The 25,709-nt window shown below is 71.0% G+C and carries 21 protein-coding genes; 13 read left to right on the plus strand and 8 right to left on the minus strand.

The features are described 5' to 3' along the window. Positions 1-89 precede the first annotated feature (89 nt). The 3 genes from AB0I18_RS06965 (at position 90) to AB0I18_RS06975 (ending at position 3,973) form a co-directional block, all read left to right on the plus strand. A complete protein-coding gene (locus tag AB0I18_RS06965; RefSeq protein WP_363104330.1) occupies positions 90-1,049 on the plus strand; it encodes a 5-dehydro-4-deoxyglucarate dehydratase in 960 nt (319 codons plus the stop codon). 204 nt (positions 1,050-1,253) lie between these two features. Next, positions 1,254-2,591 (plus strand): gluconate:H+ symporter, encoded by a 1,338-nt coding sequence (locus tag AB0I18_RS06970; protein WP_363104331.1) that lies wholly within the window; start codon positions 1,254-1,256, stop codon positions 2,589-2,591. Between the two features lie 50 nt (positions 2,592-2,641). After that, complete coding sequence (locus tag AB0I18_RS06975; protein WP_363104332.1) at positions 2,642-3,973, plus strand: enolase C-terminal domain-like protein; 1,332 nt, start codon at positions 2,642-2,644, stop codon at positions 3,971-3,973. Between the two features lie 130 nt (positions 3,974-4,103). Here AB0I18_RS06975 and AB0I18_RS06980 read toward each other — a convergent pair whose 3' ends face one another. Next, positions 4,104-5,957 (minus strand): acyl-CoA dehydrogenase, encoded by a 1,854-nt coding sequence (locus AB0I18_RS06980; RefSeq protein ID WP_363104333.1) that lies wholly within the window; start codon positions 5,955-5,957, stop codon positions 4,104-4,106. Positions 5,958-6,299: 342 nt separating this feature from the next. Here AB0I18_RS06980 and AB0I18_RS06985 point away from each other — a divergent pair, with 342 nt between their 5' ends. The 3 genes from AB0I18_RS06985 (at position 6,300) to AB0I18_RS06995 (ending at position 9,504) form a co-directional block, all read left to right on the plus strand. Continuing rightward, positions 6,300-7,103: a ScbR family autoregulator-binding transcription factor gene (locus AB0I18_RS06985; protein WP_363104334.1), complete on the plus strand. Its 804-nt coding sequence runs from the start codon at positions 6,300-6,302 to the stop codon at positions 7,101-7,103. Positions 7,104-7,249: 146 nt separating this feature from the next. Then, a complete protein-coding gene (locus AB0I18_RS06990; RefSeq protein WP_363104335.1) occupies positions 7,250-8,614 on the plus strand; it encodes a cytochrome P450 in 1,365 nt (454 codons plus the stop codon). 140 nt (positions 8,615-8,754) lie between these two features. Next, entirely contained in the window at positions 8,755-9,504 is a 750-nt protein-coding gene (locus AB0I18_RS06995) for a helix-turn-helix domain-containing protein (protein ID WP_363104336.1), read from the plus strand. On the opposite strand, the gene AB0I18_RS07000 is transcribed toward AB0I18_RS06995, so the two are convergent. From AB0I18_RS07000 to AB0I18_RS07015, 4 genes are all read right to left on the minus strand, one after another. After that, entirely contained in the window at positions 9,482-10,111 is a 630-nt protein-coding gene (locus AB0I18_RS07000; protein ID WP_363104337.1) for an NAD(P)-binding domain-containing protein, read from the minus strand. The genes AB0I18_RS06995 and AB0I18_RS07000 overlap by 23 nt on opposite strands. Before the next feature lie 232 nt (positions 10,112-10,343). After that, the gene (locus AB0I18_RS07005; RefSeq protein WP_363104338.1) at positions 10,344-12,068 is read right to left on the minus strand and encodes an IclR family transcriptional regulator C-terminal domain-containing protein; all 1,725 of its coding nucleotides are present in this window, start codon (positions 12,066-12,068) and stop codon (positions 10,344-10,346) included. Between the two features lie 89 nt (positions 12,069-12,157). Then, the gene (locus AB0I18_RS07010) at positions 12,158-13,087 is read right to left on the minus strand and encodes a helix-turn-helix transcriptional regulator (protein ID WP_363104339.1); all 930 of its coding nucleotides are present in this window, start codon (positions 13,085-13,087) and stop codon (positions 12,158-12,160) included. Positions 13,088-13,119: 32 nt separating this feature from the next. Next, positions 13,120-14,403 carry a M6 family metalloprotease domain-containing protein gene (locus tag AB0I18_RS07015; protein WP_363104340.1) on the minus strand — a complete coding sequence of 428 codons (1,284 nt, stop codon included), beginning with the start codon at positions 14,401-14,403 and terminating at the stop codon, positions 13,120-13,122. 377 nt (positions 14,404-14,780) lie between these two features. Here AB0I18_RS07015 and AB0I18_RS07020 point away from each other — a divergent pair, with 377 nt between their 5' ends. Together AB0I18_RS07020 and AB0I18_RS07025 are read left to right on the plus strand one after the other, a co-directional pair. Then, positions 14,781-15,425: a TetR/AcrR family transcriptional regulator gene (locus tag AB0I18_RS07020; protein WP_363104341.1), complete on the plus strand. Its 645-nt coding sequence runs from the start codon at positions 14,781-14,783 to the stop codon at positions 15,423-15,425. A 159-nt stretch (positions 15,426-15,584) separates the two neighbouring features. Beyond that, on the plus strand, positions 15,585-17,123 hold the full coding sequence (locus AB0I18_RS07025; RefSeq protein WP_363104342.1) for an MFS transporter: 1,539 nt from the start codon (positions 15,585-15,587) through the stop codon (positions 17,121-17,123). 181 nt (positions 17,124-17,304) lie between these two features. Here the strand turns inward: AB0I18_RS07025 and AB0I18_RS07030 are convergent, their stop codons facing one another. Then, positions 17,305-17,808, minus strand: coding sequence for a MarR family transcriptional regulator (locus AB0I18_RS07030; RefSeq protein WP_363104343.1), 504 nt, complete (start codon positions 17,806-17,808; stop codon positions 17,305-17,307). Positions 17,809-17,945: 137 nt separating this feature from the next. Between AB0I18_RS07030 and AB0I18_RS07035 the strand changes: the two genes are divergently transcribed. Further along, positions 17,946-18,746 (plus strand): class III extradiol ring-cleavage dioxygenase, encoded by an 801-nt coding sequence (locus AB0I18_RS07035; RefSeq protein ID WP_363104344.1) that lies wholly within the window; start codon positions 17,946-17,948, stop codon positions 18,744-18,746. Positions 18,747-18,768: 22 nt separating this feature from the next. Here AB0I18_RS07035 and AB0I18_RS07040 read toward each other — a convergent pair whose 3' ends face one another. After that, the gene (locus AB0I18_RS07040) at positions 18,769-19,287 is read right to left on the minus strand and encodes an N-acetyltransferase family protein (RefSeq protein ID WP_363104345.1); all 519 of its coding nucleotides are present in this window, start codon (positions 19,285-19,287) and stop codon (positions 18,769-18,771) included. Between the two features lie 167 nt (positions 19,288-19,454). Here AB0I18_RS07040 and AB0I18_RS07045 point away from each other — a divergent pair, with 167 nt between their 5' ends. After that, positions 19,455-20,453 carry a sigma-70 family RNA polymerase sigma factor gene (locus AB0I18_RS07045; protein ID WP_363104346.1) on the plus strand — a complete coding sequence of 333 codons (999 nt, stop codon included), beginning with the start codon at positions 19,455-19,457 and terminating at the stop codon, positions 20,451-20,453. A gap of 605 nt (positions 20,454-21,058) precedes the next feature. On the opposite strand, the gene AB0I18_RS07050 is transcribed toward AB0I18_RS07045, so the two are convergent. Further along, complete coding sequence (locus tag AB0I18_RS07050) at positions 21,059-22,024, minus strand: WYL domain-containing protein (protein ID WP_363104347.1); 966 nt, start codon at positions 22,022-22,024, stop codon at positions 21,059-21,061. A gap of 162 nt (positions 22,025-22,186) precedes the next feature. On the opposite strand from AB0I18_RS07050, the gene AB0I18_RS07055 reads away from it, so the two are divergent. From AB0I18_RS07055 to pfkB, 3 genes are all read left to right on the plus strand, one after another. Then, positions 22,187-23,701 carry an MFS transporter gene (locus AB0I18_RS07055; protein ID WP_363104348.1) on the plus strand — a complete coding sequence of 505 codons (1,515 nt, stop codon included), beginning with the start codon at positions 22,187-22,189 and terminating at the stop codon, positions 23,699-23,701. 194 nt (positions 23,702-23,895) lie between these two features. Continuing rightward, complete coding sequence (locus AB0I18_RS07060) at positions 23,896-24,657, plus strand: DeoR/GlpR family DNA-binding transcription regulator (RefSeq protein WP_363104349.1); 762 nt, start codon at positions 23,896-23,898, stop codon at positions 24,655-24,657. After that, on the plus strand, positions 24,654-25,601 hold the full coding sequence (pfkB, locus tag AB0I18_RS07065; RefSeq protein ID WP_363104350.1) for a 1-phosphofructokinase: 948 nt from the start codon (positions 24,654-24,656) through the stop codon (positions 25,599-25,601). The genes AB0I18_RS07060 and pfkB overlap by 4 nt, the downstream gene beginning before the upstream one ends. Positions 25,602-25,709: the final 108 nt, after the last annotated feature.

The following is a 25,709-nucleotide window of genomic DNA, read 5'->3' on the forward strand; positions in this document are numbered from 1 at the left end:
CCTCCGTTCTCATACATGTACGCCATCTGCATATAGAGATGAGATTTACGATGGGGTTCAGCGCGGATACCGAAGGCGTGACCCACGACATGACCCACGACGTGACCCAGCGGCTGCGTGACGGCATGGCGCGCGGGGTGCTGTCCTTTCCCCTCACGAGCCTGCGTGACGACGGCGGCCTCGACCTGGACTCGTACCGGGCCTACCTGACCGCCCAGTTGGCCACGGCTCCGGGCGTGATCGCGCCGGGCGCGGTGTTCCCCGCCTGCGGGACGGGAGAGTTCTTCTCCCTCGACGAGGACGAGTACCGTGCGGTCGTCTCGGCCACGGTCGAGATCGCCGACGGCCGGCTGCCGGTGGTCGCGGGCATCGGCTACGGCTGGGCGCAGGCGCTCCGGTTCGCCCGGATCGCGGAGGAGGCGGGCGCGGACGCCCTGCTGGTGCTGCCGCACTACCTGGTCGGGGCCCCGCAGGACGGCCTGGTCGAGCAGCTGCGCCGGATCGCCGCCGGGACCTCGCTGCCGCTCATCGCGTACCAGCGCGGCCAGGTCGCCTTCACCGCCGACAGCCTGCGCCGGATCGCCGAGATCCCCACGGTCATCGGCCTGAAGGACGGGCACAGCGACCTCGACCGGCTCCAGCGCCTGACGCTCGCCGCACCCGACGGCTTCCTCTTCTTCAACGGTGCCGCGACCGCCGAGATCCAGGCCCGGGCGTACGCCACCGTCGGCGTCCCCGCCTACTCGTCGGCCGTCCACGCCTTCGCACCGGAGATCGCGAACGCCTTCTTCTCTGCCCTGCGCGACGGCGACGACGCGGTCGTGCACAAGCTCCTGCGTGACTTCTACGTCCCCCTCGTCGAACTGCGCGACCAGGTCCCGGGCTACGCCGTCTCCCTGATCAAGGCCGCCGCCCGCCTACGCGGCCTCCCGGTCGGCCCGGTCCGCGCCCCCCTCACAGACCCCACCCCCACCGACCTCACCGACCTGGAAAAGATCCTCGACAACGGCCTGACCGCGGTAGAAGCCCCACACCACCGCCCCCTTTAGGGGCGCGAGGCACTGCGCGCCCAGCCCCCGCGAACCCGCACTGTACGAACCACCGCGAGACCCCCGCCTTTCAGGGGCGCGGGGAACTGCGCGCCCAGCCCCCACCAACCCGCACCAGGCAAACCGCCCAAGCCCACCCCCACCCCACCCGCAAAACCGGCGGAGCCACCCGCACAAGAGATCAACAGTTCAAAGGGGAACTGCATGCCTCTCCTCGTAGTCGGGATCAGCGTCCTGATCCTGCTGCTCCTGATGACCCGGCTGAAACTCAACGGCTTCGCCGCCCTCCTCCTCGTGGCGGTCGGCGTAGCCGTCGTCCGCGGCATCCCGCTGGAGAGCATCCCCGACGTCCTCTCGGAGGGCATCGGGGACCAGATCGGCGACACGATGCTGACCATCGGGCTCGGCGCCATGGTCGGCCGGGTCATGGGAGACTCCGGCGCCGCGCAGCGCATCGCGGGCAAACTCCTCGACGCCTTCGGCCCGCGCTGGGTCCAGGTGGCCATGGTGGTCACGTCCATGCTCATCGGCGTGACCATGTTCTACGAGGTCGCGTTCATCATCATCGTGCCCATCGCGTTCACCCTCGTCAGAGTGACCGGCGCGAACCTGCTCTGGGTCGGGCTGCCGATGTCGATCGCCCTCTCCACCATGCACAGCTTCCTGCCGCCGCACCCCGGACCCACCGCCGTGGCCGCGACCTTCCACGCCTCCGTCGGACTGACCCTGTTCTACGGCCTGTTCATCGCCATCCCGGCCGGCGCGCTCATCGCCCTGCTGTGGCCGCGCCTCGCGTTCATCAGGCGGATGAACCCCGCCATCCCCAAGGGCCTGGTCAGCGAGCGCGAGTTCGCCGACGAGGAGATGCCCGGCCTGGGCTGGTCGCTGGGTGTGGCGCTCTTCCCGGTCGTCCTGATCGCCGGCGCCGCGGTGACGGACCTGGCCACCTCCGCCGAGAGCCCGTTCCTGCACTTCGTCGCCTTCATCGGCTCGGCCCCGATCGCGCTGCTGCTGACCCTGCTGCTGGCGGTCTGGGCGTTCGGACCGCGGATCGGCCGCAGCCTCGCCGACGTCAGTGCCTCCTGCACCTCGGCGGCCCAGGCGATGGCGATGATCCTGCTGGTGATCGGCGCGGGCGGCGCCTTCAAGAACGTCCTCGTCGAAGGCGGGATCTCCGACTACATCAAGGACGCCACGGACGGCTGGTCCATCTCACCGATCGTCCTGGCCTGGCTCATCGCGGTCATCCTCCGCGTCGCCCTCGGCTCGGCGACGGTCGCCGTCGTCACGGCCTCCGGCGTGGTGCTGCCACTCCTCGCGGGCGGCGGAACCAGTCCCGAACTGATGGTGCTCGCCGTCTCCTGCGGGTCGATCGCCTTCTCCCACGTCAACGATCCCGGATTCTGGTTGTTCAAGGAGTACTTCAACCTCTCGGTCATCGAGGCGATCAAGGTCCGTACGAGCTATACGACCGTGCTCGCCGTCATCGGCCTGGGCGGAGTCCTGGCACTGGAGTGGGCCCTCGACGTCCTCAACATCTGATCTGCATCAGATTCCGGCTCCAACCACCTCTCTCTACAAGGATCTTGATGATGAGTCAGCAACCCACGGTCACCGAGTTCGCCGTCTACCCCGTCGCCGGCCGGGACTGCATGGAGCTGAACCTCTCCGGCGCCCACGGTCCCTACTTCACCCGCAACATCGTCGTACTCAAGGACTCCGAGGGCCGTACGGGACTGGGGGAGGTGCCCGGCGGAGAGAAGATCACCCGGACACTCCGCGACGCCGAAAACCTGGTCGTGGGCGCGAAGGTGGGCGACTACAAGCGGGTCCTGCGCGAGATCGGGGACCGGTTCGCCGACCGGGACGCGGGCGGACGCGGCGCCCAGACCTTCGACCTGCGGACCACCGTCCACGCCGTCACGGCCGTCGAGTCGGCGCTGCTCGACCTCCTGGGCCAGCACCTCGACGTGCCGGTGGCGGCCCTCCTCGGAGACGGCCAACAGCGGGACTCCGTACGGGTTTTGGGCTACCTCTTCTACGTCGGCGACCCCGACCGCACCGACCTGGAGTACGTCCGCGAACCCGGCTCGGACGTGGACTGGTACCGGCTCCGGCACGAGGAGGCCCTGTCGCCCGAGGCGATCGTCCGGCAGGCCGAGGCCGCCTACGACCTGTACGGCTTCCGGGACTTCAAGCTCAAGGGCGGTGTCCTGGCGGGCGCCGAGGAGGTCAGGGCCGTACGGGCGCTGAAGGACCGCTTTCCGGAGGCCCGGATCACCCTCGACCCGAACGGCGCGTGGTCGCTGCGCGAGGCGATCGAGCTGTGTACGCCGCTGCTGGGCACCCTCGCCTATGCCGAGGACCCCTGCGGGGCCGAGGGCGGCTACTCGGGGCGCGAGATCCTGGCGGAGTTCCGCCGGGCCACCGGCCTCCCCACGGCCACCAACATGATCGCCACCGACTGGCGGCAGCTGACCCACGCCCTGGCCCTCCAGTCGGTCTCCATCCCGCTGGCCGACCCGCACTTCTGGACCATGCAGGGCTCGGTGCGCGTGGCCCAGTTGTGCAACGCGATGGGCCTGACCTGGGGCTGCCACTCCAACAACCACTTCGACATCTCCCTCGCCATGGTGACCCACTGCGGAGGTGCGGCCCCGGGCGAGTACAACGCCCTGGACACCCACTGGATCTGGCAGGAGGGCCTGGAGCGTCTCACCGTCACCCCGCCCCGCATCGTCGACGGCGAGATCACCGTCCCGGCCGCCCCCGGCCTTGGCATCCAGCTGGACATGGACCGCCTACTGGCAGCCCACGACCTCTACAAGGAGAAGGCGCTGGGCGGTCGCGACGACGCGGCAGGCATGCAATACCTGATCCCCGACTGGCAGTTCGACGCGAAGCGCCCCTGCCTGGTGAGGTAGCGCCGACGACTGGAACTCGAAAGACAGGGGCGCAGCCCCGTCTTTCAGGGGCGCGAGGCTGCGGCATTGTGCGGCTCCGCCGGGTGGGCGCGACCAGCCCCCACCCACCCGCAGACACACAACCGCCCCCTCAGCAGGCGGCTCCGACCACCGCCGCCCCGGCCACCGCACCGACGTGAGCGGACTCCCCGCCACCGACCGAACCCCCACTCGCGATCGGAATGCTCGACAGCACCTCCGCCGGCAGATCGAAGGCGTCGACCAGGGTCATCAGATGGGGCGCGAGTTCGCCGACGACCGCGTCGACGGCCCTCGGCAGTGCCCGTACGTGATCGGCCGTCAGCCGCCCCTCGGCGAGCAAGTCTCCCGTGTGCGCGCCGAGTTGTCGGAGCAGGAACAGCCGGCTGAGGCGGTCCATCAGGAAGGCGGCCCGCGGGTCCTCGGTCCGGGCGGCGGCCGCGAGGAACGCGTCGGCGGCCTGGAGGCGGGCGTGCGCGGAGACCATCTCCAGGGCGGCCTCCGAGGTCACGTTCCAGCGGCCGACCGGGTCGCCGGAGGGGCCCTCACGCAGGGCGGTCCGCGCCCGGTCCTGCCAGATGCGCTCGACGTCGGCCAACAGGCCGCGCAGGAAGGGGAGTTCGGTGAGCTCCCGGCCCTCGGGGGCACCGGACTCGTCCGCCCGTACCGCCTGATGCCCGAAGACCATCTCCGAGGCGGCCTTCACCCAGATCACCAGGTTGTCGCCCTCGGCGGTGATCCCGCCCTCGATGTTCAGGGGGAGGTCCGCCAGGCCGTTCGCGGGGAACAGGCCCTGGGCGCCGCAGCGTTCCCGGCACTCGGTGGTGATCGCGCGGGCCTGCCAGGTGATCCAGCCCTTGGCCACGGCCACCTCGCGCTCGACCTCGGCCCGGTCCTCCTCCGTGTGCGCGGCGAACCGGTTCACCATCGCGCGGTGCAGGAACGTCATCGCGTACCCCGTCGCCAGCGCGTCCAGCAGCCGGCCGTGATGGCTGCGGTGCGCGGCCAGCGGTATGCGCTCGCCGGCCCTGGGTCCGGCGAGGAGCCGGCTGTGCGAGTAGCGCACCGCGATGGTCAGCGCCGCGCGTGACATGCCCAGGGTGCCCGCGCTCATGCACAGCTTGCCCATGGTGACGCGGTTGATGGAGCGCAGCAGGCGCTTGCGCTTGTTGCCGAGGTTGCTGGTCAGGGACCCGTCCGGGGTCAGGCGGCCGTGCTCAGCCTCCAGCAGCGCCTCGCGCGGCAGCCACACGTGGTCGAACGCGGTGAGGCAGTGGTCGACCGGGGTGCCGGTGCGCTGGGGCAGCGGGCGGACCCGGACTCCGGGGAGGTGGCCGTCCTCGTCGCTGAGCGGGGTCAGGAAGAGGAAGGTGCCCTGGTCCACGCCGTCGACGACGAGGCGTGCGGCGACCACGGCCGTCTTGGGGCCGCCGGTCAGACTGGTGTTGGGCATGAACTTCTGGGCGCCCGTGGTCGGAGTGGTCAGATGGAAGCCGCCCGTCGTCCGGTCGAACACCGCGACCGTCTCCATCGATGCGACATCGTTGCCGTGCTCCAGCTCGGTGCAGAGAAACGTTCCTGTTCTGTGCAGCGAGGTGAAGGCGGACAGGTCCCGGTGCCGGCCGCCGTCGTGGTCCAGGACGCTGCCGAGAAACAGGTTGTAGTGGATGCTCGCGAGGGTGGTCAGCCCGCCGTCCACCGGCCCCGTCCACTCGTGCAGACCGGCGAGGCGGTACGGATCGGTCGCCAGCTCGGCCGGATCGCCGGCCGCGTCGTTGAGCAGCCGCAGCCGCTCGTACGAGAGTGCCGCCCGTTCCTCCGGCGGCAGACCGGGACGGTAGGCGAACTCCTCGCCGGCGACGAGCCTGCGCCACGCCCCGTGGACGCGTTCGCGGTCGGCGCCCTCGAAGAGGAGCTGGGCCAGCTCGTCGGCGACGGGGTGGGTCTTCGTGAGTGCGTGGGACACGGCCATCGAACTCCCCTGGGTGTGGGAACCGGTCAGGTACGAACCACTGCGTCCCTGAAGATACGTACCAGCCGGTTTTGTTTTCAAGGGTGTCTACCGAAGAGGCCGGTGTTCGCGGGAGGATTTCAAGGCGGAATCCGGAGGCCCTCCGTCGCGATGACCTCACAATGACCTCATATCGATGCAGGTCGATGAGGGTGTGGGGAGGGGGTGCCGAGTTCGGCTTGAGCGAATCCTTGAGAAACCGTTCGGCTGGTTTTATTCTTCTTCGCGAGGTCCGCGCGCCAAGTTGCAGACCTCTTGGTCTCTTTTCCCGGTGTCGGGATGGTACGGAGGTTCCTCGTGGTGCGGCAAGAGCGAGCCATTCGGACGCGGCGGGCGCTTCTCGTCGCGGCGGCCGAGGTGTTCGACGAGGTCGGGTACGAAGCGGCGACCATCTCGGACGTCCTCAAGAAGTCGGGCATGACCAAGGGCGCCCTCTACTTCCACTTCACGTCCAAGGAGGAGCTCGCCCAGGCGGTCCTCGCGGGGCAGGTCGAGTCCCTGCCGCGCGTCCCCGACCGGGAGTTGAAGCTCCAGCAGTCGCTGGACGAGGCGCTGCTCCTCACGTATCTGCTCAAGCAGGACACCGGGGACCCGATCGTCCAGGGCAGCGTGCGGCTGACCGTCGATCAGGGGTCGCCCAAGGACCACCTGAACCGGCGGGTGCCGATGCAGGCCTGGCAGGACCACACCCAGGCCCTCTTCGCGGAGGGCAAGGCGAAGGGCGAGATCCTCCCGCACGCCGACGTGGCCGCGCTCGCGCAGCTGTTCGTCGGTGCCTTCACCGGCGTCCAGGTGCTGTCGCGGATCATGACGGGCCGGGCGGATCTGGCGGAGCGGGTGGCGGACCTCTACCGGTATCTGATGCCGTCGATCGCGGTGCCGGGCGTGCTCGTGAGGCTGGACTTCTCGCCGGAGCGGGCGGCACGGGTCTACGCGGAGGCGCTGAACCTGCGCGAGGTGGCGGCGGCCGAGGCGGCGGCTTCCGCCGATGCCGATGCTGACACGGACGCCGAGGGCGCGGCCGTGTCCCGGCCCGACGGTGGCGTCGAGGCTCAGGCTCAGGTGGCGGCCGCGGCCGCGACCGCGACGGCGGCTCAGTGAGGCGCCCTCGTGGTGGAGCGGTGGCGGGGGAGTGACTGTCCGCCTCGTTCCTCCCCGGTAGCCCTCGGCTCTCCTCGGCTCTCCTCGGGCTGGGCGCGGGCGCGTGAAAACACGGAACGCAACGACCGACCGAACGGAGTGCACGGATGGACATGTCTGCTTGCCCGTACGCGCTGGACGTGACGGGGCGCGACCTCGCCGGCGAGGCGGAGAAACTGCGGTCGCGGGGGCCGGTGGCCGAGGTGGAGCTGCCGGGCGGAGTGGTCGCCTGGGCTGCCGTACGGCAGAAGTACGTCAAGCAACTCCTGCTCGATCCGCGGGTGTCCAAGGACGCCCGGCAGCACTGGCCCGCCTTCGTCGAGGGGCGGATAGGCAACGAGTGGCCGCTGTACCCGTGGGTGGCGAACGAGAACATGCTGTTCGCCCACGGGGAGCAGCACGCCCGGCTCCGGCGGCTGGTCGCGGGGGCGTTCACCGCCCGCCGAAGTGAGGCCCTGCGCCCACGGGTCGAGGAGATCACCGCCGGACTGCTGGACGAGCTGGCCGCCTTACCCGCCGGTGAACGGGTCGACCTGCGCGCCGAGTTCGCCAAGCTGCTGCCGATGCGGGTCATCTGCGAACTGTTCGGAGTGGCGGAGGAGGCACGCGAACCCCTGTGCGCCGCCCTGGAGTTGGTGTTCGGCACCGCCGTGCCGGCCGCCGAGATGGCCGCCGCGCAGGTCGAGGTCTTCGGGATGCTGGCCCACCTGGCGGCCGGGAAGCGGGCCGCGCCGGGCGGCGATCTGACGTCCGCGCTGATCGAGGCCCGTGACCAGGACGGCGGGCTCAGTGAGCAGGAACTCCTCGGCACCCTCTACCTCATGATCGCCGCAGGTCAGGAGACGACCTGCACGCTCATCACCAACGCCGTCGGGGCGCTGCTCGCGCACCCCGAGCAGCTCGCGCACGTACGCGCCGGGCGGGCCTCCTGGTCGGACGCGGTCGACGAGACGCTGCGGGCGCACAGCCCGGCCGCGTACTCGCCGATGCGGTTCGCCGTGGACGACATCGAGCTGGGCGACGGTACCCCGGGCGAGGGGGGTACGGCGGGCGGCGAGTCGGCCAACAGCGGTCGGGACGACGGCGGTTCGGGTAGCAGTGAGTCGGCCGATGGTGGTCCGGGCAACAGCGGCTCGGGCAATGACGGCTCGGGCGGCGTGCTGATCCGGAAGGGGGATCCGATCCTCGTCTCCTTCGCGGCCGCCTCCGGTGACCCCGAGGCGTACGGGGCGGACGTCGCCGTCTTCGACCTGCTGCGGCCCGGTCGCCGCGAGGATCTGGCCTTCGGGTACGGGGTGCACCGGTGCCTGGGGGCGCCGCTCGCGCGGATCGAGGCGAGTGCGGCGTTGGCGGGGCTGTTCGAGCGCTTTCCCGGGCTCGCCCTCGCGGCTCCGGTGGACGGGATCGAGCCCGTGGAGTCCTTCATCGTCAACGGCTACGGCTCCCTGCCCGTGGTGCTCCGCCCGTCGTGAGCCGGTAGGCGTGATCCCGCGATCCCGTGATCCCGCCGACAGTTCAGGCCTCACGGATAGAAACCGCACGCGCGGTTTGTTATCTTGGACTGGCATCCCCGGCACCCCTGGCATGCCCCCAGCAGCAACGGAGCGCCCTGATGGCCCAACAGGAACGCGCGGTACGTACACGTAACGCGTTGATCGAGGCGGCGGCCGAACTCTTCAGCAGGAACGGCTTCGAGGTCGTCACCCTGTCCGCGATCAGTACGCGGGCCGGGGTCAGCAACGGCGCCCTGCACTTCCACTTCGCCAGCAAGGCGGCGCTGGCCGCGGCGGTGTGGGAGGCGGCGGCGCAGCGGCTCCGGCAGATAACAGCCGCGGCCGGTGCCCCGGCAGGGAGCGAAGGCGGGGGTGAGGGCGGGAGCAAGGAGGGGAACGAGAGTGGATCGGCGGAGACCGGCGGGGCGTTGCAGGTGCTGGTCGACGCCGCGCACGCGTTGCTCCGAGGGCTCAGGCATGACGTGATTCTGCGGGCCGGGTTCGACCTGAGCGGGGCTCCCGAGCCCGTGGCGGCCGGCCAGCCGGACCTGCGGCGGCGGTGGCAGATCTGGGTGGAGGGCGTGCTGGCCCAGGCGGCCAGGGAGGGCGCGCTGGCGCGGGACGTGTCGGCGCAGGACGCGGCCAATGCCGTGGTCGCGGCCACCGTGGGGTTCGGGGCGATGGGAAGCCGGAACGTCCAGTGGCTTTCGCAGTCCGTACTGACCCGTTTCTGGGCGCTGTTGCTGCCGAGGCTCGCGGCGGACAAGCAGCTCAAGGGACTGGTGGCGGCAGGGCGGCGGCGGGAGGAGAGGGCGGGGGCGGGCAGGATGCCCCCGCCCTCCCGCGTCACGGCCCGGTCGGGAGCGTGACGACGTTGATGTTGAAGGCGACCGTGCCCAGGCCGCCCGCGATGCCCATGAAGAGCAGCGCGAAGTGCTCCTGACCGCGTGCCGTGCCGATGCCGCCGATGTCCAGTTGTGCGGACGGCGCCCATCCGAGGTCGGTGAGCAGCCGGCCGGTGAGCTGCTTGGCCGCGTCACTGTCGCCGGACAGGAAGACGGTGCTCGGCCCTTCCAGTGAGTCCGGCGCGATCATCACCGACGAGTCCATCGTGCACAGCGTCTTGACCACCGCCGTCTCGGGGAACGCCTTCTGAATCAGCTCCCCCAGGCTGTTGTTGGGGTGCGCGAGCTCCGTGAAGTCGTCGGAGAGGCCGACGCCCACATCGATGAGCGTCTTCCCGGCGAGAGCCGCCGCTCCGATCGAGTCGAGTAACTCCACGGACACCGTTCCCGGAGTCGCGTTGACCACCACCTCCGCGTCCACGACCGCCTCGTGGAGCTCCGCGACGGCGAAGCCCGCATCCGTACGTTCCTTCGGCGTCCGCGAGCCGAGCACGACCTCGTGCCCCGCGGCGGACCAGCCGGCTGCCAGTGCGCGGGCCACATTGCCCGTGCCGAGAATTCCGATTCGCATGCCGCGACGCTAACTCGGCCCCGTTCCAAGCGAATCGGCCCGACGGACCAGCCACCCCGGCACCAAAGGCGTAGGTCGCAGGTACGGAGGGCCGGCCGGGTGCGCCCCAAAGGGGCGCGGGGAACTGCGCGACCAGCCACGACGAACCCGCACGAGACCCACGACGCGGTGCGGGTACGAGGGCGGCTCCGGCTGATCTCGTACCCACCCCGCGCTTTCGGCGCCCCGCCGGCTAGGCGACCGGAACCCGGGTGAACCGTCCCGCCACCCGAAGATCCGCCTCGATCAGCCCGGCCGTCGCCGACAACTCCGGCAGCACCTCGGCCACACACTGCTCAACCGTCCGCCGGGAACTGTGCATCGCCACGTTCACGGCCGCCACGACCCTCCCCGTACGATCGCGCACCGGGACCGCGATCGACCGCAGCCCCTCCTCCAACTCCCCGTCGACCAGGGCGAACCCGGCCTCCCGTACGCGGTCCAGGATGGCCGCGAGCTCCCCGGCGTCCGTGACCGTGTGCGGGGTCAGGGCGCGCAACTCGGGCCCCGCGGACCCCTTGGGCAGATGGCTGTGGCGCTCGGCCGGAGCGAGGTCGGCCAGCATGACGCGGCCCAGCGAGGTCGCGTACGCGGGCAGGCGGGTGCCCACGGTGATGTTGACGCTCATGATGCGGGCGGCGGCGACCCGGGCCGTGTACTGGATCTCGTCGCCCGCAAGGACCGCCAGGGACGCCGAGTCGTGCAACCGCCCCGCCAGCTCGGCCAGATGAGGGGCGGCGATCTGCGGGAGCGTCGTCCGGGAGAGCGGCGGGAAGCCGAGGGCCAGCACGCGGGGGGTGAGGCTGAAGGTGCGTCCGTGCGCCGCCACGCAGCCCAGGTGCTCCAGGGTGATCAGCGCCCGCCGGGCCGTCGCGCGCGCGAGCCCCGTGGCCTGGGCGACCTCGGTGAGCGTCAGCTCGGCCCGCCCCTCACCGAACGCCGTCAGCACGGTCAGCCCGCGCGCCAGCGACTCGACGAACTCCCGGCCCAGCTCCTGTTTCGACGCCCCGGTCCAGGTGGCAAGGCCCGGGGGAGCGGATACGGACCCGGAGGTGGAGCCGGAACCAGAACCGGAACCGGGAACAGCGGCCGAGCGCAGGTCCCGTTCCATGGCCTGCACGGTCGCCCGCAGCCGGGGCAGCAGCGTGTCCCGGAGCGAGGCCGCGGTGTGCCGGCTCGTGTGGCTCACCACGCTCACCACACAGGCGATCCGCCCACTGCCGTGCTCGCGTACGGGCATGGCAAGCGCGACAAGACCCGGCTCGATCAGCTGGTCGTCGAGGGCCCAGCCCTGCTTGCGGGCCTCCCGCGCACACGCCTCGAACTCCTCGTCCAGGGTGGGGTTCGCGCGCGGCGGCAGGGCCGGAAAGCCGCGGTCCTCCGGGTCGGCGGCCCGTCGCTCCCGCCACCGGGCCCACTCCTCGGGCGTCCACTCCGTGGCGAACAGCGGTCCGGGCGCGGTCCGTTCGGCCGGCAGCAGGTCGCCGATCCGGAAGCTCAGCGACATCGCGCGGCGCCGCGTCGCCTGGTGGATGAAACGGATCCCGTCCCGGTCGCCGACCGCCAGCGACACCGACTCGTCCAGTTCGTCCGCGAGCGCGTCGGCCCGTCCGTCCAGCAGCCGGGGCAGCCGCAGCGCGGCCAGATACGCGTTGCCCAGCTCCATCAGCCGCGGCGCGAGCACGGCGTCCCGGCCGTCGAGGCGTACGTATCCCATGCGGGCCAGCGTCGCCGCGATCCGGTCCACCGTGGACCTGGCGAGCCCGGTGGCCTTCTCCAGCCCGCTCAGGCTCGACGTCCCGCCCGCCTCGGTGAGCCGGCGCAGCACGGTGATCCCGCGCATCAGCGGGGCGACGGCTTCGGCGGGCGCGCCGACGGCGGGGGCGTCGGGCGCCGGCGTGCGGGGTGTCGATGGCATGGGCTCTCCGTGGTGTCCGGAACACCGTAGTCAATGCGTATGCGACAGGGCTCGGACCGCACCGACGTGGGCCACCGGCGGGCACGCGCTCAGGTGTCCGCGTGCGGCCGCTCCCGTACCGCTTCCCGTACCGCCTCCCGGAACGCGATCGGTGCCGTCCCCGTGCGCTGCTGGAAGTACTTGCTGAAGTTCGTGGCGCTGGAGAAGCCGAGCCGGGAGGCGATCCGGGCGGCGGGCTGGTCGCCGTGGGCCAGCAGGCGCCGCGACTCCAGGATCACCCGCCGGTCGATGAACTCCTTGGCGCCGATCCCGGTGGCGGCGAGCGTCGCCCGGGACAGCGTGCGCGAGGAGTAGCCGAGGGCGCGGGCGTAGTCCTCCAGGCGCCGGGTGCGGGCGAAGTCGCGGTCCACGGCGGACCGGAAGCGCCGGAAGGTCTCGCCCGGCTCGGCGACGGTCCCGCCCGCGGCGGGGAGATGGGCGACCCGCAGCAGCAGTACGTCGAGGAGATGGCGCACCACCGTGGCGTACGCGTCGGGCGACAGCCGCCCACGTGCCCGGAACTCGCTCTCCAGATGGCCGACCGCGGTGCGCAGCGCCGCCCGGTCCGCGCCGGACGGCATCCGCAGCGGTGGCGCGTGCGGATCGTCCAGGCCCGCGGCGGCCGCCGCGGCCGGTCCGGGAAAGCCCGGCCGGAAGCGGACCAGCGTGCCCTCCGCCGCGTCGAGATCGCCCCACTGCAACACCTGCCCGGGCCGCGCCCACAGCCAGGCGCCCCGCTCCAGGTCGTACGCCGTGAAGTCCACGCTCTGCCGCAGCCGGCCCCCGGTCAGGGTCAGCAGCTGGTGGAAGTCCGGACGGGCGGGCGCCGCGAGCGCGTCCGGGTCCCGGCCCGCCAGGACCCGCGCCCGCAGCTCGGCCAGCGACAGCACCTCGACGCCCGCGAGGAAGCCTGCCGGGGCCGTGACCGGGGCCGTGAGGTCCGCCTCGTGAAGGTCGGTATGTCGGTTTTTGACCATCATCGGGCTTCAGCGTATCCCGCGTGGCGGGCGCGTCAGCGGCGGGTGACGTACACCCGGTGGTTCCCGGCGGAGTCCGCCCCCGCGACCGTGATCCGGACACCGGTCCTGAGGTCCTGGAAGTACTGGCCGGGGGTGAACGGCGCGTCGGAGAGCTCGGCCTGGACGTTCGGGCTGCGGGTGCAGCCGCCGCTGTCCTTCGTGGAGTCGATCACCGTGACCGGGCCGCGGCCGGTGTCGACGTCCGCGTCGACCTTGTAGATGAGCACGCCCGACCGGCAGACCGCCTCGTCGTTGCCCGCGAGGGTGCGCAGCTCCACGGCGTACCCCGTCTTCGGTCCGACCGGCACGAAGACCAGCTTGCCGCCGGTGCCCGGCTCGGCCAGCGGGGTCAGTACGTGCTCGGTGGTGCCGGCCGCGGCCGCGCAGCCGACCTGGGAGTCGTCGAGCCAGCCGAGCTTCCACTTGTGCCAGGCCAGCAGGTCGTTGTCGGCCCCCCAGTCCTCGCTCATGATGTCCCAGTGCCCGACCGCGCCGCCCCCCTCCTGGGTGTAGAGGTCGGGCAGCCCGAAGACATGGCCGTTCTCGTGGGGGAGTACGCGGTAGCCGGTCTCGCCGTAGGAGCCGGAGCCGTCGTCCTGGCGGCTGTAGACGAAGGACGCGTTGGCGACGGGCACGCCGTCCGCGACCGGCGCCTCCGGGTTGCCCGCGAAGGTCACCGACAGGACCGTGTCCAGGGCGGAGGGGCCCGCGTTCGGGGTGACCAGGACGTTCAGGAGGTCGTACTCCCGGAAGTCCACGGTCGGGTCGGCGCCGGCCACGATGTCCTGGACCAGCTCCCGGTAACCGGGGTCGAAGGGGGCGCCGCGCTCTATCCCGTACGCACTGAAGGGCTTGGGCATCCGCAGCCAGCTGCCGATGGGGGCCTCGGGGCGGTAGTCGAGGCGGCCGTACGAACTGGTGCGGAACCATTCCGCGGTCTGCGGGAAGAACTCGCCGAAGCGGTCGAGCGCGCTGCCCTCGCCGGGTGCGTCGGAGAAGTCGACCATCAGGTTCAGGGCCCGGACCGTGCCCGTGGAGCGGGAGTACCCGGCCGCCGTGGGGATGCCCTCCGACATCTGCACGCCCATCGAGCCGCTGATCATGCAAGGGCCGAGCGGCGACGAACGCGGCGGTGCGACCGGTCCGGCGGCCGTCGTCGAACCCACCGTCAGATGTCCGGTGCCGGCCGAGGTGCTGACCGCCAGGGTGAGGGCGGTGACCGAGACGAGGGCTGCCGCGCGGCGGCGCGGGCGTATCCGACGGCTGGTCGGCTGCATGCAGGGGCCTTTCGCTCCAGGCAGCCGGCCGTACCTGGCTGCACCCTGTTCGATCACCCTGTGCCGCCGGATGCGCGGGCGCGCGCTGGAAGCGACCGATCGTGGGAGGGCGGCGCGGCATCGTGGGAATCCGGCCCGGGTCGGGGCCCGGTAGGCGGGGCGGGTCCGCCCGCAAACCCCGGCGTGACGCAGGTCACAGGAAGGGTGGGAAATAACCGGGGATCGTTTCCCCGTTTAGCCAGGTGTCCGCACGAAACGGGGACAGGTTCCCCGGATCTCGGTCAGCAAGAGATCGGCCCGAAGACCTTCGGGAGAGACCGCCCGAGAACGTCCGAGAGCAACGCGAGACCAAGCAGAGACAGCCGAAGGAGTACGTCGTGGAGACCGCCATCCCCGTGCAGCGCAAGGTGCCCCGCCCGCGGGCCGACGCCCAGCGCAATCGGGAGCGGATCGTCGCCGCCGGACGAGAGATGTTCGTCGAGTTCGGTGCCGAGGTGCCGCTCGACGAGATCGCCCGCCGGGCCGGCGTCGGCAACGCCACGCTGTACCGCCACTTCCCGGACCGGGAGATCCTCCAGCGGGAGATCGTCTGCTCGGTCCTGGACCGCGTCTCCGAAGAGGCCGAACAGGCACTGGCCGAGAGCGGGGACGTCTTCGAGGCGCTCTCCCGGTTCGTGCACGTGGCGGCCGACCTGCGGATCGGCGCACTGTGCCCGGTGCTGTCCGAGAGCTTCGACCGGAACCACCCGGATCTGTTCGCCTCGCGCGAGCGGATGGAGACGCTGGTGGAGGGGCTCATGGCGCGCGCCCGCGCGGCCGGCCAGCTCCGCCCCGACGTCGCCTACGGGGACCTGATGGTCGCGGTCAGCCAGCTCACCCGGCCACTGCCCGGCAGCGCGTGCCCGAAGTTCGACAGCTTCGTGCACCGGCACCTGCAGCTGTTCCTGGACGGTCTGCGGGCACCGGTGCGGTCCGAACTGCCCGGCACCGCCGTGACCCTGGAGGACATGCGACGAGCATGACCGATTAGTTCGGGCACCTCCGCCAGTCCCTACTAGCGATGTCACAACCCGCGCCTACGTAACCCCACTTACGTAACTGCTCCACCCGGCCGTCAACGTCGACGGGCCGCGCCCTCTTGCACCCTTTTAGCCATTCGAAGTCCTGAAGTGGGTACCTCCATGTCTGACACAGCCACGGCCGCCGCCGCCAAGGCGTCGCCTCCCGATCCCAACCGCTGGAAGGCGCTCGCGTTCATCGCGATCGCCCAGCTGATGGTCGTGCTCGACGCGACCATCGTGAACATCGCACTGCCCTCGGCCCAGGAGGACCTGGGCATCTCCGACGGCAACCGGCAGTGGGTCATCACGGCCTACGCCCTGGCCTTCGGCGGACTCCTCCTGTTCGGCGGCCGGATCGCCGACCTGTGGGGCCGCAAGCGCACCTTCGTCGCCGGCCTGATCGGCTTCGCCGGAGCCTCCGCCCTCGGCGGCGCGGCCACCAACGAGGCGATGCTGCTCGGCTCCCGTGCCCTCCAGGGCGCGTTCGGCGCCCTGCTCGCGCCCGCCGCGCTCTCCCTCCTCGCGGTGATGTTCACCGACGCCAAGGAGCGCGCCAAGGCGTTCGGCATCTACGGTGCGATCGCCGGTGGCGGTGGCGCGGTGGGCCTCATCCTCGGTGGTGTCCTCACCGAGTACATGGACTGGCGCTGGACGTTCTTCGTGAACATCCCGTTCGCGATAGTCGCCGCCGCCGGTGCGTACTTCGTCATCCGTGAGCCCTCCGGCGGCCGCAACCGCTCGCCGCTCGACATCCCGGGTGTCGTCCTGTCCACCCTCGGTCTGGTCGCGCTCGTCTACGGCTTCACGCGCGCCGAGTCCGACGGCTGGGGCGACTCCGTGACGATCGGCATGTTCGTCGCCTCGGTCGTGCTGCTCGCCGCGTTCGTCGTCACCGAGTCCAAGGTCAAGGCCCCGCTGCTGCCGCTGCGCGTGATCACCGAGCGCAACCGCGGCGGTATCTACCTCTCCCTCGGTCTCGCGATCATCGCGATGTTCGGCCTGTTCCTCTTCCTGACCTACTACCTGCAGATTGTGAAGGGCTACACGCCGGTCAAGACCGGTTTCGCCTTCCTGCCGATGATCGCGGGCATGATCGTGGGCTCCACGCAGATCGGCACCCGGCTGATGATCCGGATCCCGCCGCGCATGCTGATGGCGCCGGGCTTCCTGGTCGCCGCGGTCGGCATGCTGCTCCTCACCCAGCTGGAGATCGGCACCTCCTATGCCGGTGTGATCCTGCCGGCGATGGTGCTGCTCGGCCTCGGTATGGGTACGGCGTTCATGCCCGCCATGTCCCTGGCCACGTACGGCATCGAGCCGCGTGACGCCGGTGTCGCCTCCGCGATGGTCAACACCTCGCAGCAGGTGGGCGGTGCGATCGGTACGGCCCTGCTGAACACGATCGCCGCGTCGGCCACCACGTCCTACATCAAGGACCACATCGGCGGCGCCGGTTCCCAGGCGCAGCAGCAGCTGGTCCAGCTGGAGGGCCAGGTGCACGGTTACGCCAACGCGATCTGGTTCGCCGTCGGCATCCTCGTCGTCGCCGCGGCGATCGCCGGAACCTTCGTCAACGCCGGCCGTCCCGACATGAGCTCGACCGAAGGCGCCGGCGACGGTGCCGAGGACGAGATGAAGGTCCCGGTGATCGCCCACTGACGGGCTCTCCGGGACCCCACGGGGTCACCCACTGACCCTCGTGCGTACGCGGGGGTGGGGACGCCTTCGTACGCACGAATCCGGGATCTGCCCCGGCTCCGAGAGCGGTGGAGCCGGGGCAGAGCCATGTCACGGCGGCGACGGGCACACGGGGCGACGGGCACACAGGGTGTGGCGGCGGTCAGCGGAGCCAGGGCAGGTCCGCGCCCGCGTCCTTCGGCTGGAGCCCCTCGGCGATGAGGCGCATGGCCTCGCCGAGGGCGTTCTGCTGGTCGGGGGTGAGCCGGTCGAAGAAGGCCTGGCGGACGGCGGCCACATGCCCGGGCGCGGTCCGCCTGAGGACCTCGTGCCCCTCGTCGGTGAGGACCGCGAACTGCCCGCGTTTGTCCGAGGGGCAGTCCTCGCGCCGCACCCAGCCGTTCTTCTCCAGCCGGGCGATGGCGTGCGAGAGCCGGGACCGCGTGATCTTCGCGCGCATCGCCAGCTCGGTCATCCGCAGCCGCCGGTGCGGAGATTCGTCGAGTTGCACGAGCAGGCCGTAGTAGATGTGCGGCATGCCCGCGTCACGCTGGAGCTGGCGGTCGAGATGGTCGTCAAGGAGAGTGGTGGCGTGCAGATACGCACGCCAGGTGCGCTGTTCCTCGTCACTGAGCCAGCGCGGCTCTTCAGCGGATGCCGTGTTCATACACTCCACTGTACGAGACACCTCCTTGAATTTTAAACAAAAGGGGAGTACTCTCACTTCATATAGCTTGATAGTTCAAGTAAGTGGACTGATTCAGTCAAGTTCGGTCGGGTTCGATCGAAAGGGGAGTCGCCGTCATGTCCGCCGCCACCGAGGAACCTTCCGTCGCGGAGCGCATGCCCGCCCTCTACCTCTCGCACGGCGCCCCGCCGCTGGCCGACGACCCGGTCTGGCCCGGCCAGCTCGCCGCCTGGTCCGCCGACCTGCCGCGCCCCAAGGCCATCCTCATGGTCTCCGCGCACTGGGAGGAGGCCCCGCTGGCCCTCGCCGCGACCGAGCCCGTCCCCCTGGTCTACGACTTCTGGGGCTTCCCCGAGCACTACTACCAGGTGCGGTACGCGGCTCCGGGCGCCCCCGAACTCGCCGAGTCCGTCCGTAAGTTGCTGCGCGCCCCCGGTACGCCGGTGCAGGACATCCCGGACCGCGGCCTGGACCACGGGGCGTACGTCCCGCTGGTGGAGATGTTCCCCGAGGCCGACATCCCGGTCCTGCAGGTCTCGATGCCCACGCTCGACCCGGTCCGCCTCATGGACATCGGCCGCAAGCTCGCCCCGCTGCGCGACGAGGGCGTCCTCATCGTCGGCTCGGGCTTCTTCACCCACAACCTGGCGGCGTTGCGGCAGGGCGGCATCCCGGGCTGGTCCGTGGAGTTCGACGAGTGGGGCCACCGCGCGCTCGACTCCGGTGACGTGGACGGCCTGCTCGACTTCCTGCACAAGTCCCCGGCCGGCCGGCTGGCCCACCCGCGGACCGAGCACTTCGCCCCGCTCTTCGTGACGCTGGGAGCGGCGGACGCCTTCGGCGAGCTGGGCACACAGCGATCGGTGATCGACGGCTTCTGGCTGGGGCTGGCGAAGCGGTCGGTTCAGTTCGGCTGAAGGCCCGCGCGGGAGCGGGCCTTCAGAGCTCCTTCTCGTACCAGGCCACATCCCAGTACCGCCCGAACTTCCGCCCCACCTCGCGGTACGTGCCGACGTGCCGGAAACCGAAGCGCTCGTGCAGTCGCACGGACGCCTCGTTGGGCTGTGCGATCCCCGCGTACGCCCGGTGCAGGTCCTCGTCGGCGAGCGCTTCGAACAGCGCCTTGTAGAGCAGCGTGCCGACACCCCGCCGGCCCGCGCCCGGGGCGAGGTAGACCGTCACCTCCACGGACGTCTCGTACGCGGGCTTCGCCCGGAACGCGCTCGATGTGACGTACCCCAGAATCTCCTGTGAGTCCACCGTCGCGGCAACCATCAGGCGATGCGGGCCGTCTTCAGGGTGGGAGAGCAGCCAAGGGCGGCGCTCTTCCGAGGTGAAGGTCGCGGTATCGAAGGTGATCGGCGTCTCACGTACGTAGTGGTTGTAGATGTCTGTGAGGGCGTCGAGGTCACCTTCGACTCCTGGCCTGACCTGCACCTCTGTATGTTCCGACGACATCTCGCCTCCCTCGTGGCGGCACAGGGTACTGCAAGATCAGAAAAATCGAGGGTCGGGTTGGGAATTCTGTCCGGATTCCAGTCGTTGATTCCATCAGATGCAGGGCACCCGGGAGGGTGTCCGAGCCACCACTAGGACCCGCAAGCCACCATCGCAAGGGAGCACGCATGGCAACCCGTGCCGTCGCCCGTCGTAAGTCCGCCACCGGCGAGACCGACGCGGCACGCAGTGTTCGCGCTGTAGGCGGCGAGATCGCCGACCGCGACCTGGTCGGCATGTATCTCGACGAGATCGCGCGTACACCGCTGCTCGACGCCGCCAAGGAGGTCGAGCTGTCCCAGATCATCGAGGCGGGTGTGTATGCCCAGCAGATCCTCGACGGCGAGGTCACCGACACCAAGGTGAAGTCCTCCCGTGAGGAGCTCGAAGCGCTGGTCGCCGACGCCGAGCGGGCCAAGGACATCTTCATCCGGTCGAACCTGCGGCTGGTCGTCGCGGTCGCGCGACGCTATCCGCGCAGCGGCCTGCCCCTCCTCGACCTGATCCAGGAGGGGAACGCGGGACTGGTCCGCGCGGTGGAGAAGTTCGACTACCGCAAGGGCTTCAAGTTCTCCACGTACGCGACCTGGTGGATCCGGCAGGCCATCACCCGGTCCATCGCCGACCAGTCGCGCACCATCCGGCTCCCCGTCCACCTGGTGGAGGAGCTGGGCCGGATCCGCCGCGTGCAGCGGGAGTTCAACCGGAAGAACGGCCGTGATCCCGAGCCCACGGAGATCGCCGCCGAGCTGGACTCGACGCCGGAGCGTGTCATCGACGTGCTCGACTGGGCCCGCGACCCGGTCTCGCTGAACATGTCGGTGGACGACGACGGCGACACCCAGTTCGGTGACCTCCTGGAGGACACCTCGGCCGTCTCGCCCGAGCAGTCCGTGATGACGCTGCTGCGCAGCGAGGAGCTGGACGACCTCATCGGCCGGCTCGACCAGCGCACGGCCTCGATCATCAAGATGCGGTACGGCATCGTGGACGGCCGGGAGCGCACGCTCACCGAGGTCGGCAAGGAGCACGGCCTCACGCGCGAGCGCATCCGGCAGATCGAGAAGCACGCGCTGATGGAGCTGAAGAAGCTCGCCCGGGACACCGGGTTCGACGCCGCGGCGTAAGCCCTCCGGGGCTTCGGGGGCGCAAGCCCTCAGGGCTCCGGGAGTTCGGGCGGAGGGGCAGGCAGGTTTCGCTTCGGCGGGGCGAGCCCGCCCACCGCCCGCCCCGGCCGGCCAGGGGAGCCCCGCCCTCACCGGGCGGGTGAACCAGGCACCGGCCGCGTACGTGAGACCTGAGTGGGCCGTGCCTCGCGGCATGGCCGGGCAAGGTCTCGAACCTGTTCGTACAGAAGTCCGTTTACGGCCGCTTCAACTCATCAACCCCTGGGCACAAGACTCCAGGGCCCACAGAGCCGAGTCCCGCCGCCACTCCCCCCCGGCGCCGGGACTCTCCCGGAGCCGAGCTCCGGCGCCTCCCCCCCCTGGCGCCGGGGCTCGGCTTCACCCGTGGGCGCCTGACGGGCGCACGCCTGGACCCATGGCCTGGCCGTCCCGTACGGGCGCGGGTGACGGGCCACCCCGGACCTGAACCCCGGGGTGACCCGGTGGCACATTGTGTCACGCGGGCAAACCCTGCCGACCGCGGCCGTCCACTCCGCTCGGTTCCACTCCACTCCACTTCGTTCAACTCCGCGCTCGCCTCCGCGCCGGTCCGCCCCGCCGACGGGCTACCGACCGGCCGCCCGGCTCAACCGGCCTCCCAACTCCCGCACGCATTCCACCAGTTCGGCCGGTCCGCGCACCGTGAACTCGCAGTCCAGCATCGCGAGCCGCACCGCCATCCACTCCACCGAGTCGCCGATGGAGGTCCGCAACCGGCAGCTGCGGTCGTCGACCGGCTCGGGAGCCCCGAGCCACCCGGGCAGCCGGGCCGCGACGAACTCCGCGGACTCGGCGAACGTCACGTCGAGCTCGTACGTCTCCTGCCGCTGGTACATCGACTGCCGCAGGAACTCGGCCGCGCTCCCCGTCGGCAGCTCGCGCGGCGTGAAGCGGGCCCCGGTGGCGAACGGGTCGGCCACCCGGTCGACGCGGAACGTGCGCCAGTCCTCGCGGTCGAGGTCGTACGCGACGAGGTACCAGCGACGGCCGGTCGACACCAGCCGGTACGGCTCGGTCAGGCGCCGGCTCTCCGCCCCGTCCCGGGCCCGGTACGCGAAGCGCAGCCGCTCCCGGCCCGCGATCGTCGAGGCGATCACGGTCAGCGTCTCCGGCGCGATACTGGAGCCGTCGCCGCTGGTCAGGTGAGTGGTGGCGGCCTGAAGGGTGGACACGCGGTGCCTCAGGCGGCTCGGCAGCACCTGTTCGAGCTTGGCCAGCGCCCGTACGGAGGCCTCGTCCACGCCCTCGACGGCATGCCCGGCACCGGCCCGCAGCCCGACCGCGATGGCCACGGCCTCCTCGTCGTCGAGGACCAGCGGCGGCATGGCCTTCCCGGCCACCAGCCGGTACCCGCCCTCCGCCCCCATCGTCGCCTGCACCGGATACCCCAGCTCCCGCAACCGGTCGACATCCCGCCGCACGGTCCGCCGAGACACCCCAAGCCGATCGGAAAGCTCCCCACCGGGCCACTCACGAGGCGTCTGAAGCAGAGAGAGCAACTGAAGAAGCCGGGCGCGGGTGTCGGTACTCACGATCGATCTCCCTCTGCATGGGCCCCGATAGGGGCGCGGGGAACTGCGCGACCAGCCACAACGCACCCGCACCTTCCGATCGCGCCGTCGTCTTGCTTCTTTCTCCGAGCATGCCCCACAACTAGGACATGACCTGACCTACATCCCCCCTAGCTTCAAAACATGACCTCTTCCAGCAGCACACTCCCGTCCCCCCGGCCGGAGGCCGACCGGCGCCGCTGGTTCGCGCTGGCGATCGTCATGACCGCGGCCTTCATGGACCTGGTCGACGTCACGATCGTCAACATCGCGATCCCCTCGATCCAGGAGGACGCGGGCGCCTCCTTCGGCCAGATCCAGTGGATTACGGCCGGCTACGCGCTGGCCTTCGCCGCGGGCCTGATCACCGGCGGACGGCTCGGCGACATCCACGGCCGCAAGCGGCTGTTCCTCATCGGCATCGGCGGCTTCACGCTCGCGTCCGCGCTCTGCGGCTTCGCGGTGAACCCGGACATGCTCGTCGCCTCCCGCATCCTCCAGGGCGGCATGGCCGCGCTGATGGTGCCGCAGGTCCTGTCGATCGTGCACGCCACGTTCCCGGCGCACGAACGCGGCAAGGTCTTCGGGCTGTTCGGCGCGGTCGTGGGGCTCGGCGCCGTCTCCGGTCCGCTCCTCGGCGCGCTGCTCACCGAGTGGAACCTGTTCGGCCTGGAGTGGCGGCCGATCTTCCTCATCAACCTGCCGGTCGGCATCGCGGGCCTCATCCTGGGCCGCAGGTTCATCACCGAGTCCAAGGCCCCGCACGCCCTGAAGCTCGACCTCGTCGGCGTCGCGCTCGTCACCCTCGGCCTGCTGATGCTGCTCTACCCGCTCATCCGCGGCCGCGAGCTGGGCTGGCCGCTGTGGGGGTACGTGTCGATGGCGGGCGCCCTCGTGGTCTTCGCGGCGCTGGTGGCGTACGAGAAGCGGAAGACGGCACGCGACGGTTCGCCGCTCGTCGAACTCTCCCTCTTCAAGGTGAAGAGCTTCGCGGCGGGCATCGCCGTGCAGACGGTCTTCGGGGTCGCTCTCGGCATCTTCTTCCTGGTCTGGACGCTCTACATGCAGATCGGCCTCGGCTGGGGCGCGCTGCGGGCCGGCCTGACGGGCGTCCCCTTCTCGATCGCGGTGTCCTTGGCGGCCGGTCTTTCGGTGCAGAAGCTGACGCCCAGGTTCGGACGGAAGGTGCTCCAGGCGGGCGCGCTGATCATGGCCCTCGGAGTCCTGATCTACATCTGGGAGTCCGAGCGGTACGGCATGGCCATCGCCTCCTGGCAGATGGCTCTCCCGCTGGTCGTCATGGGCGTCGGCATGGGCCTGATCGTCGCCCCGCTGACGGACGCGATCCTCTCCGAGGTCCCGCGCGAGCACTCCGGCTCGGCGTCCGGCCTCATCAACACCGTCCAGCAGATGGGCAACGCGCTCGGCCTCGGCCTGGTCTCCGTCGTCTTCTTCGGCACCATGTCCGACCACCTGCCCCTGGCCGAGACGGGCCCCGCCTTCGTCGACGCCTTCCAGTACGCGCTGGTCTGGGTCGCCGTGGTGATGACCGCCATCTTCCTGCTGATGTTCGCGCTGCCGAAGCGGCCCGCCCAGCATGTGGAGGGCGCGGAGACCATCGAGGCCGGTCCGGTAAAGGAGCCCGAACTCGTCGGCTGACGACGGTGGTTGATCGAATCCGGCGCCTTGGGCCCGGTCCCCTCGGGGCCGGGCCCAAGGCGTGCCCGGCGCGCTCCGGCGACCGATGTCCGTTCATGCCCACATCCACGCCCGAACCTGTTTACTTTGCGGAAATCTGGGCGTAGCCTCACGCTGAAACCACAGGTTCGGGCACAGGGCGGAGGCGAACGGACATGTACGCACCAGAGCGACAGCAGGAGATTCTCCGGCTCGCGCGTGATGGCGGACGTGTGGACGTGGTGTCGCTGGCCGAGGAGTTCCAGGTCACGGCCGAGACGATCCGGCGCGACCTGAAGGCCCTCGACCGGGCGGGACTGCTGCGCCGGGTGCACGGCGGTGCGCTGCCCGCCGGGCGCCTCGACTTCGAGCCGGACCTCGCCGAGCGGGAGACCACCGCGGCCGACGAGAAGGACCGCATCGCGAAGGCGGCCCTGGCCGAACTGCCGGAGAACGGCACGATGATCCTCGACGCGGGCACCACGACCGCCCGCCTCGCCGGCGCCCTCCCGCTGGAGACGACGCTCACCGTCGTGACGCACAGCCTGCCCATCGCGGCCCGCCTCGCCGACCACCCCGGCATCCAGCTCCACCTCATCGGAGGCCGCGTCCGGCACCGTACGCGCGCGGCCGTCGACGCCTGGGCGCTGCGGGCGTACGGAGAGATCCGCGCGGACGTCGTCTTCCTGGCCGCGAACGGCTTCTCCGCCGAGTACGGCCTGACCACCCCCGATCTCGCCGAGGCCGCGGTGAAGCGCGCGACGGTCGCCGCCGCGCGCCGCGTCGTGCTGCTCGCCGACTCGGCCAAGCACGGCCAGGAGCACTTCGCGCGGTTCGGCGACCTCGGCGATGTGGACCTGCTGATCACCGACACCGGGCTGAGCCCCGAAGACACCACCGCCCTAGAGCGCGGCGGCACGGAAGTAGTGCGCGCATGATCCTGACCGTCACCCCGAACCCGTCCCTTGACCGTACGTACGAGGTCCCCTCGCTCGACCGCGGCGAGGTCATCCGGGCCACCGGCGAACGGATGGACCCGGGCGGCAAGGGCGTCAACGTCTCGCGGGCCGTCACCGCGGCCGGCCGGCGCACCGTCGCCGTCCTGCCGCTGGGCGGTGCGCCGGGCGCGCTCGTCGCCGACCTGCTCGACGCGCAGGGCATAGAGGTCGCGCCGGTCCCGGTCGCCGGGGCCACCCGCTCGAACATCGCGCTCGCCGAGGCGGACGGGGTCCTGACGAAGATCAACGCACCCGGTCCCGAACTCTCCGCCGCCGAGCAGGAGTTGCTCCTGGAGACCGTGCGCGAGCAGTCCCGCGACGCCGACTGGATCGCCTGCTGCGGCAGCCTGCCGCGCGGCCTCGGCCCGTCCTGGTACGCCGAACTGGTCGCCCGCGCCCACACGGCCGGCGTCCGGATCGCGCTGGACACCTCCGGCCCGGCGCTCCTCGCCGCCCTCCGTGAACGGCCCGACGTCGTGAAGCCGAACGCCGAGGAGCTCGCCGAGGCCGTCGGCCGCCCGCTCGCCACGATCGGCGACGCGGTCAAGGCCGCCGAGGAACTGCGGGAGCTGGGCGCGCGTGCCGTGCTCGCCTCCCTCGGCGCGGACGGGCAGCTCCTCGTCAGCGAGGAGGGCGCGTGGTTCGCGAGCGCCCGCGTCGACGCCGTACGCAGCAACGTGGGCGCCGGGGACTCCTCGCTCGCCGGCTTCCTCATCGCCGGCGGCAGCGGGCCCGACGCGCTCGCCTCCGCCGTGGCCCACGGCGCCGCCGCCGTCCAGCTGCCGGGCAGCGTGATGCCGAGCCCGGCGGACCTCGACCCCTCCGCGGTCACCGTGACCGCGGAGATCCCCGTGGACCGCGCACTGACGGAGCCGGTGTCATGAGCCCCCGCCGGATCCGCCCGACCCGCCGGACCATTGGCGCGATCGCCCGTACGACCTCTCGTACGGCCCTCCGTACGGCAGCTTCCTGTACCGCAGCTTCCCGTACGG

Source organism: Streptomyces sp. NPDC050704 (assembly GCF_040654355.1).
Classification (GTDB): domain Bacteria; phylum Actinomycetota; class Actinomycetes; order Streptomycetales; family Streptomycetaceae; genus Streptomyces.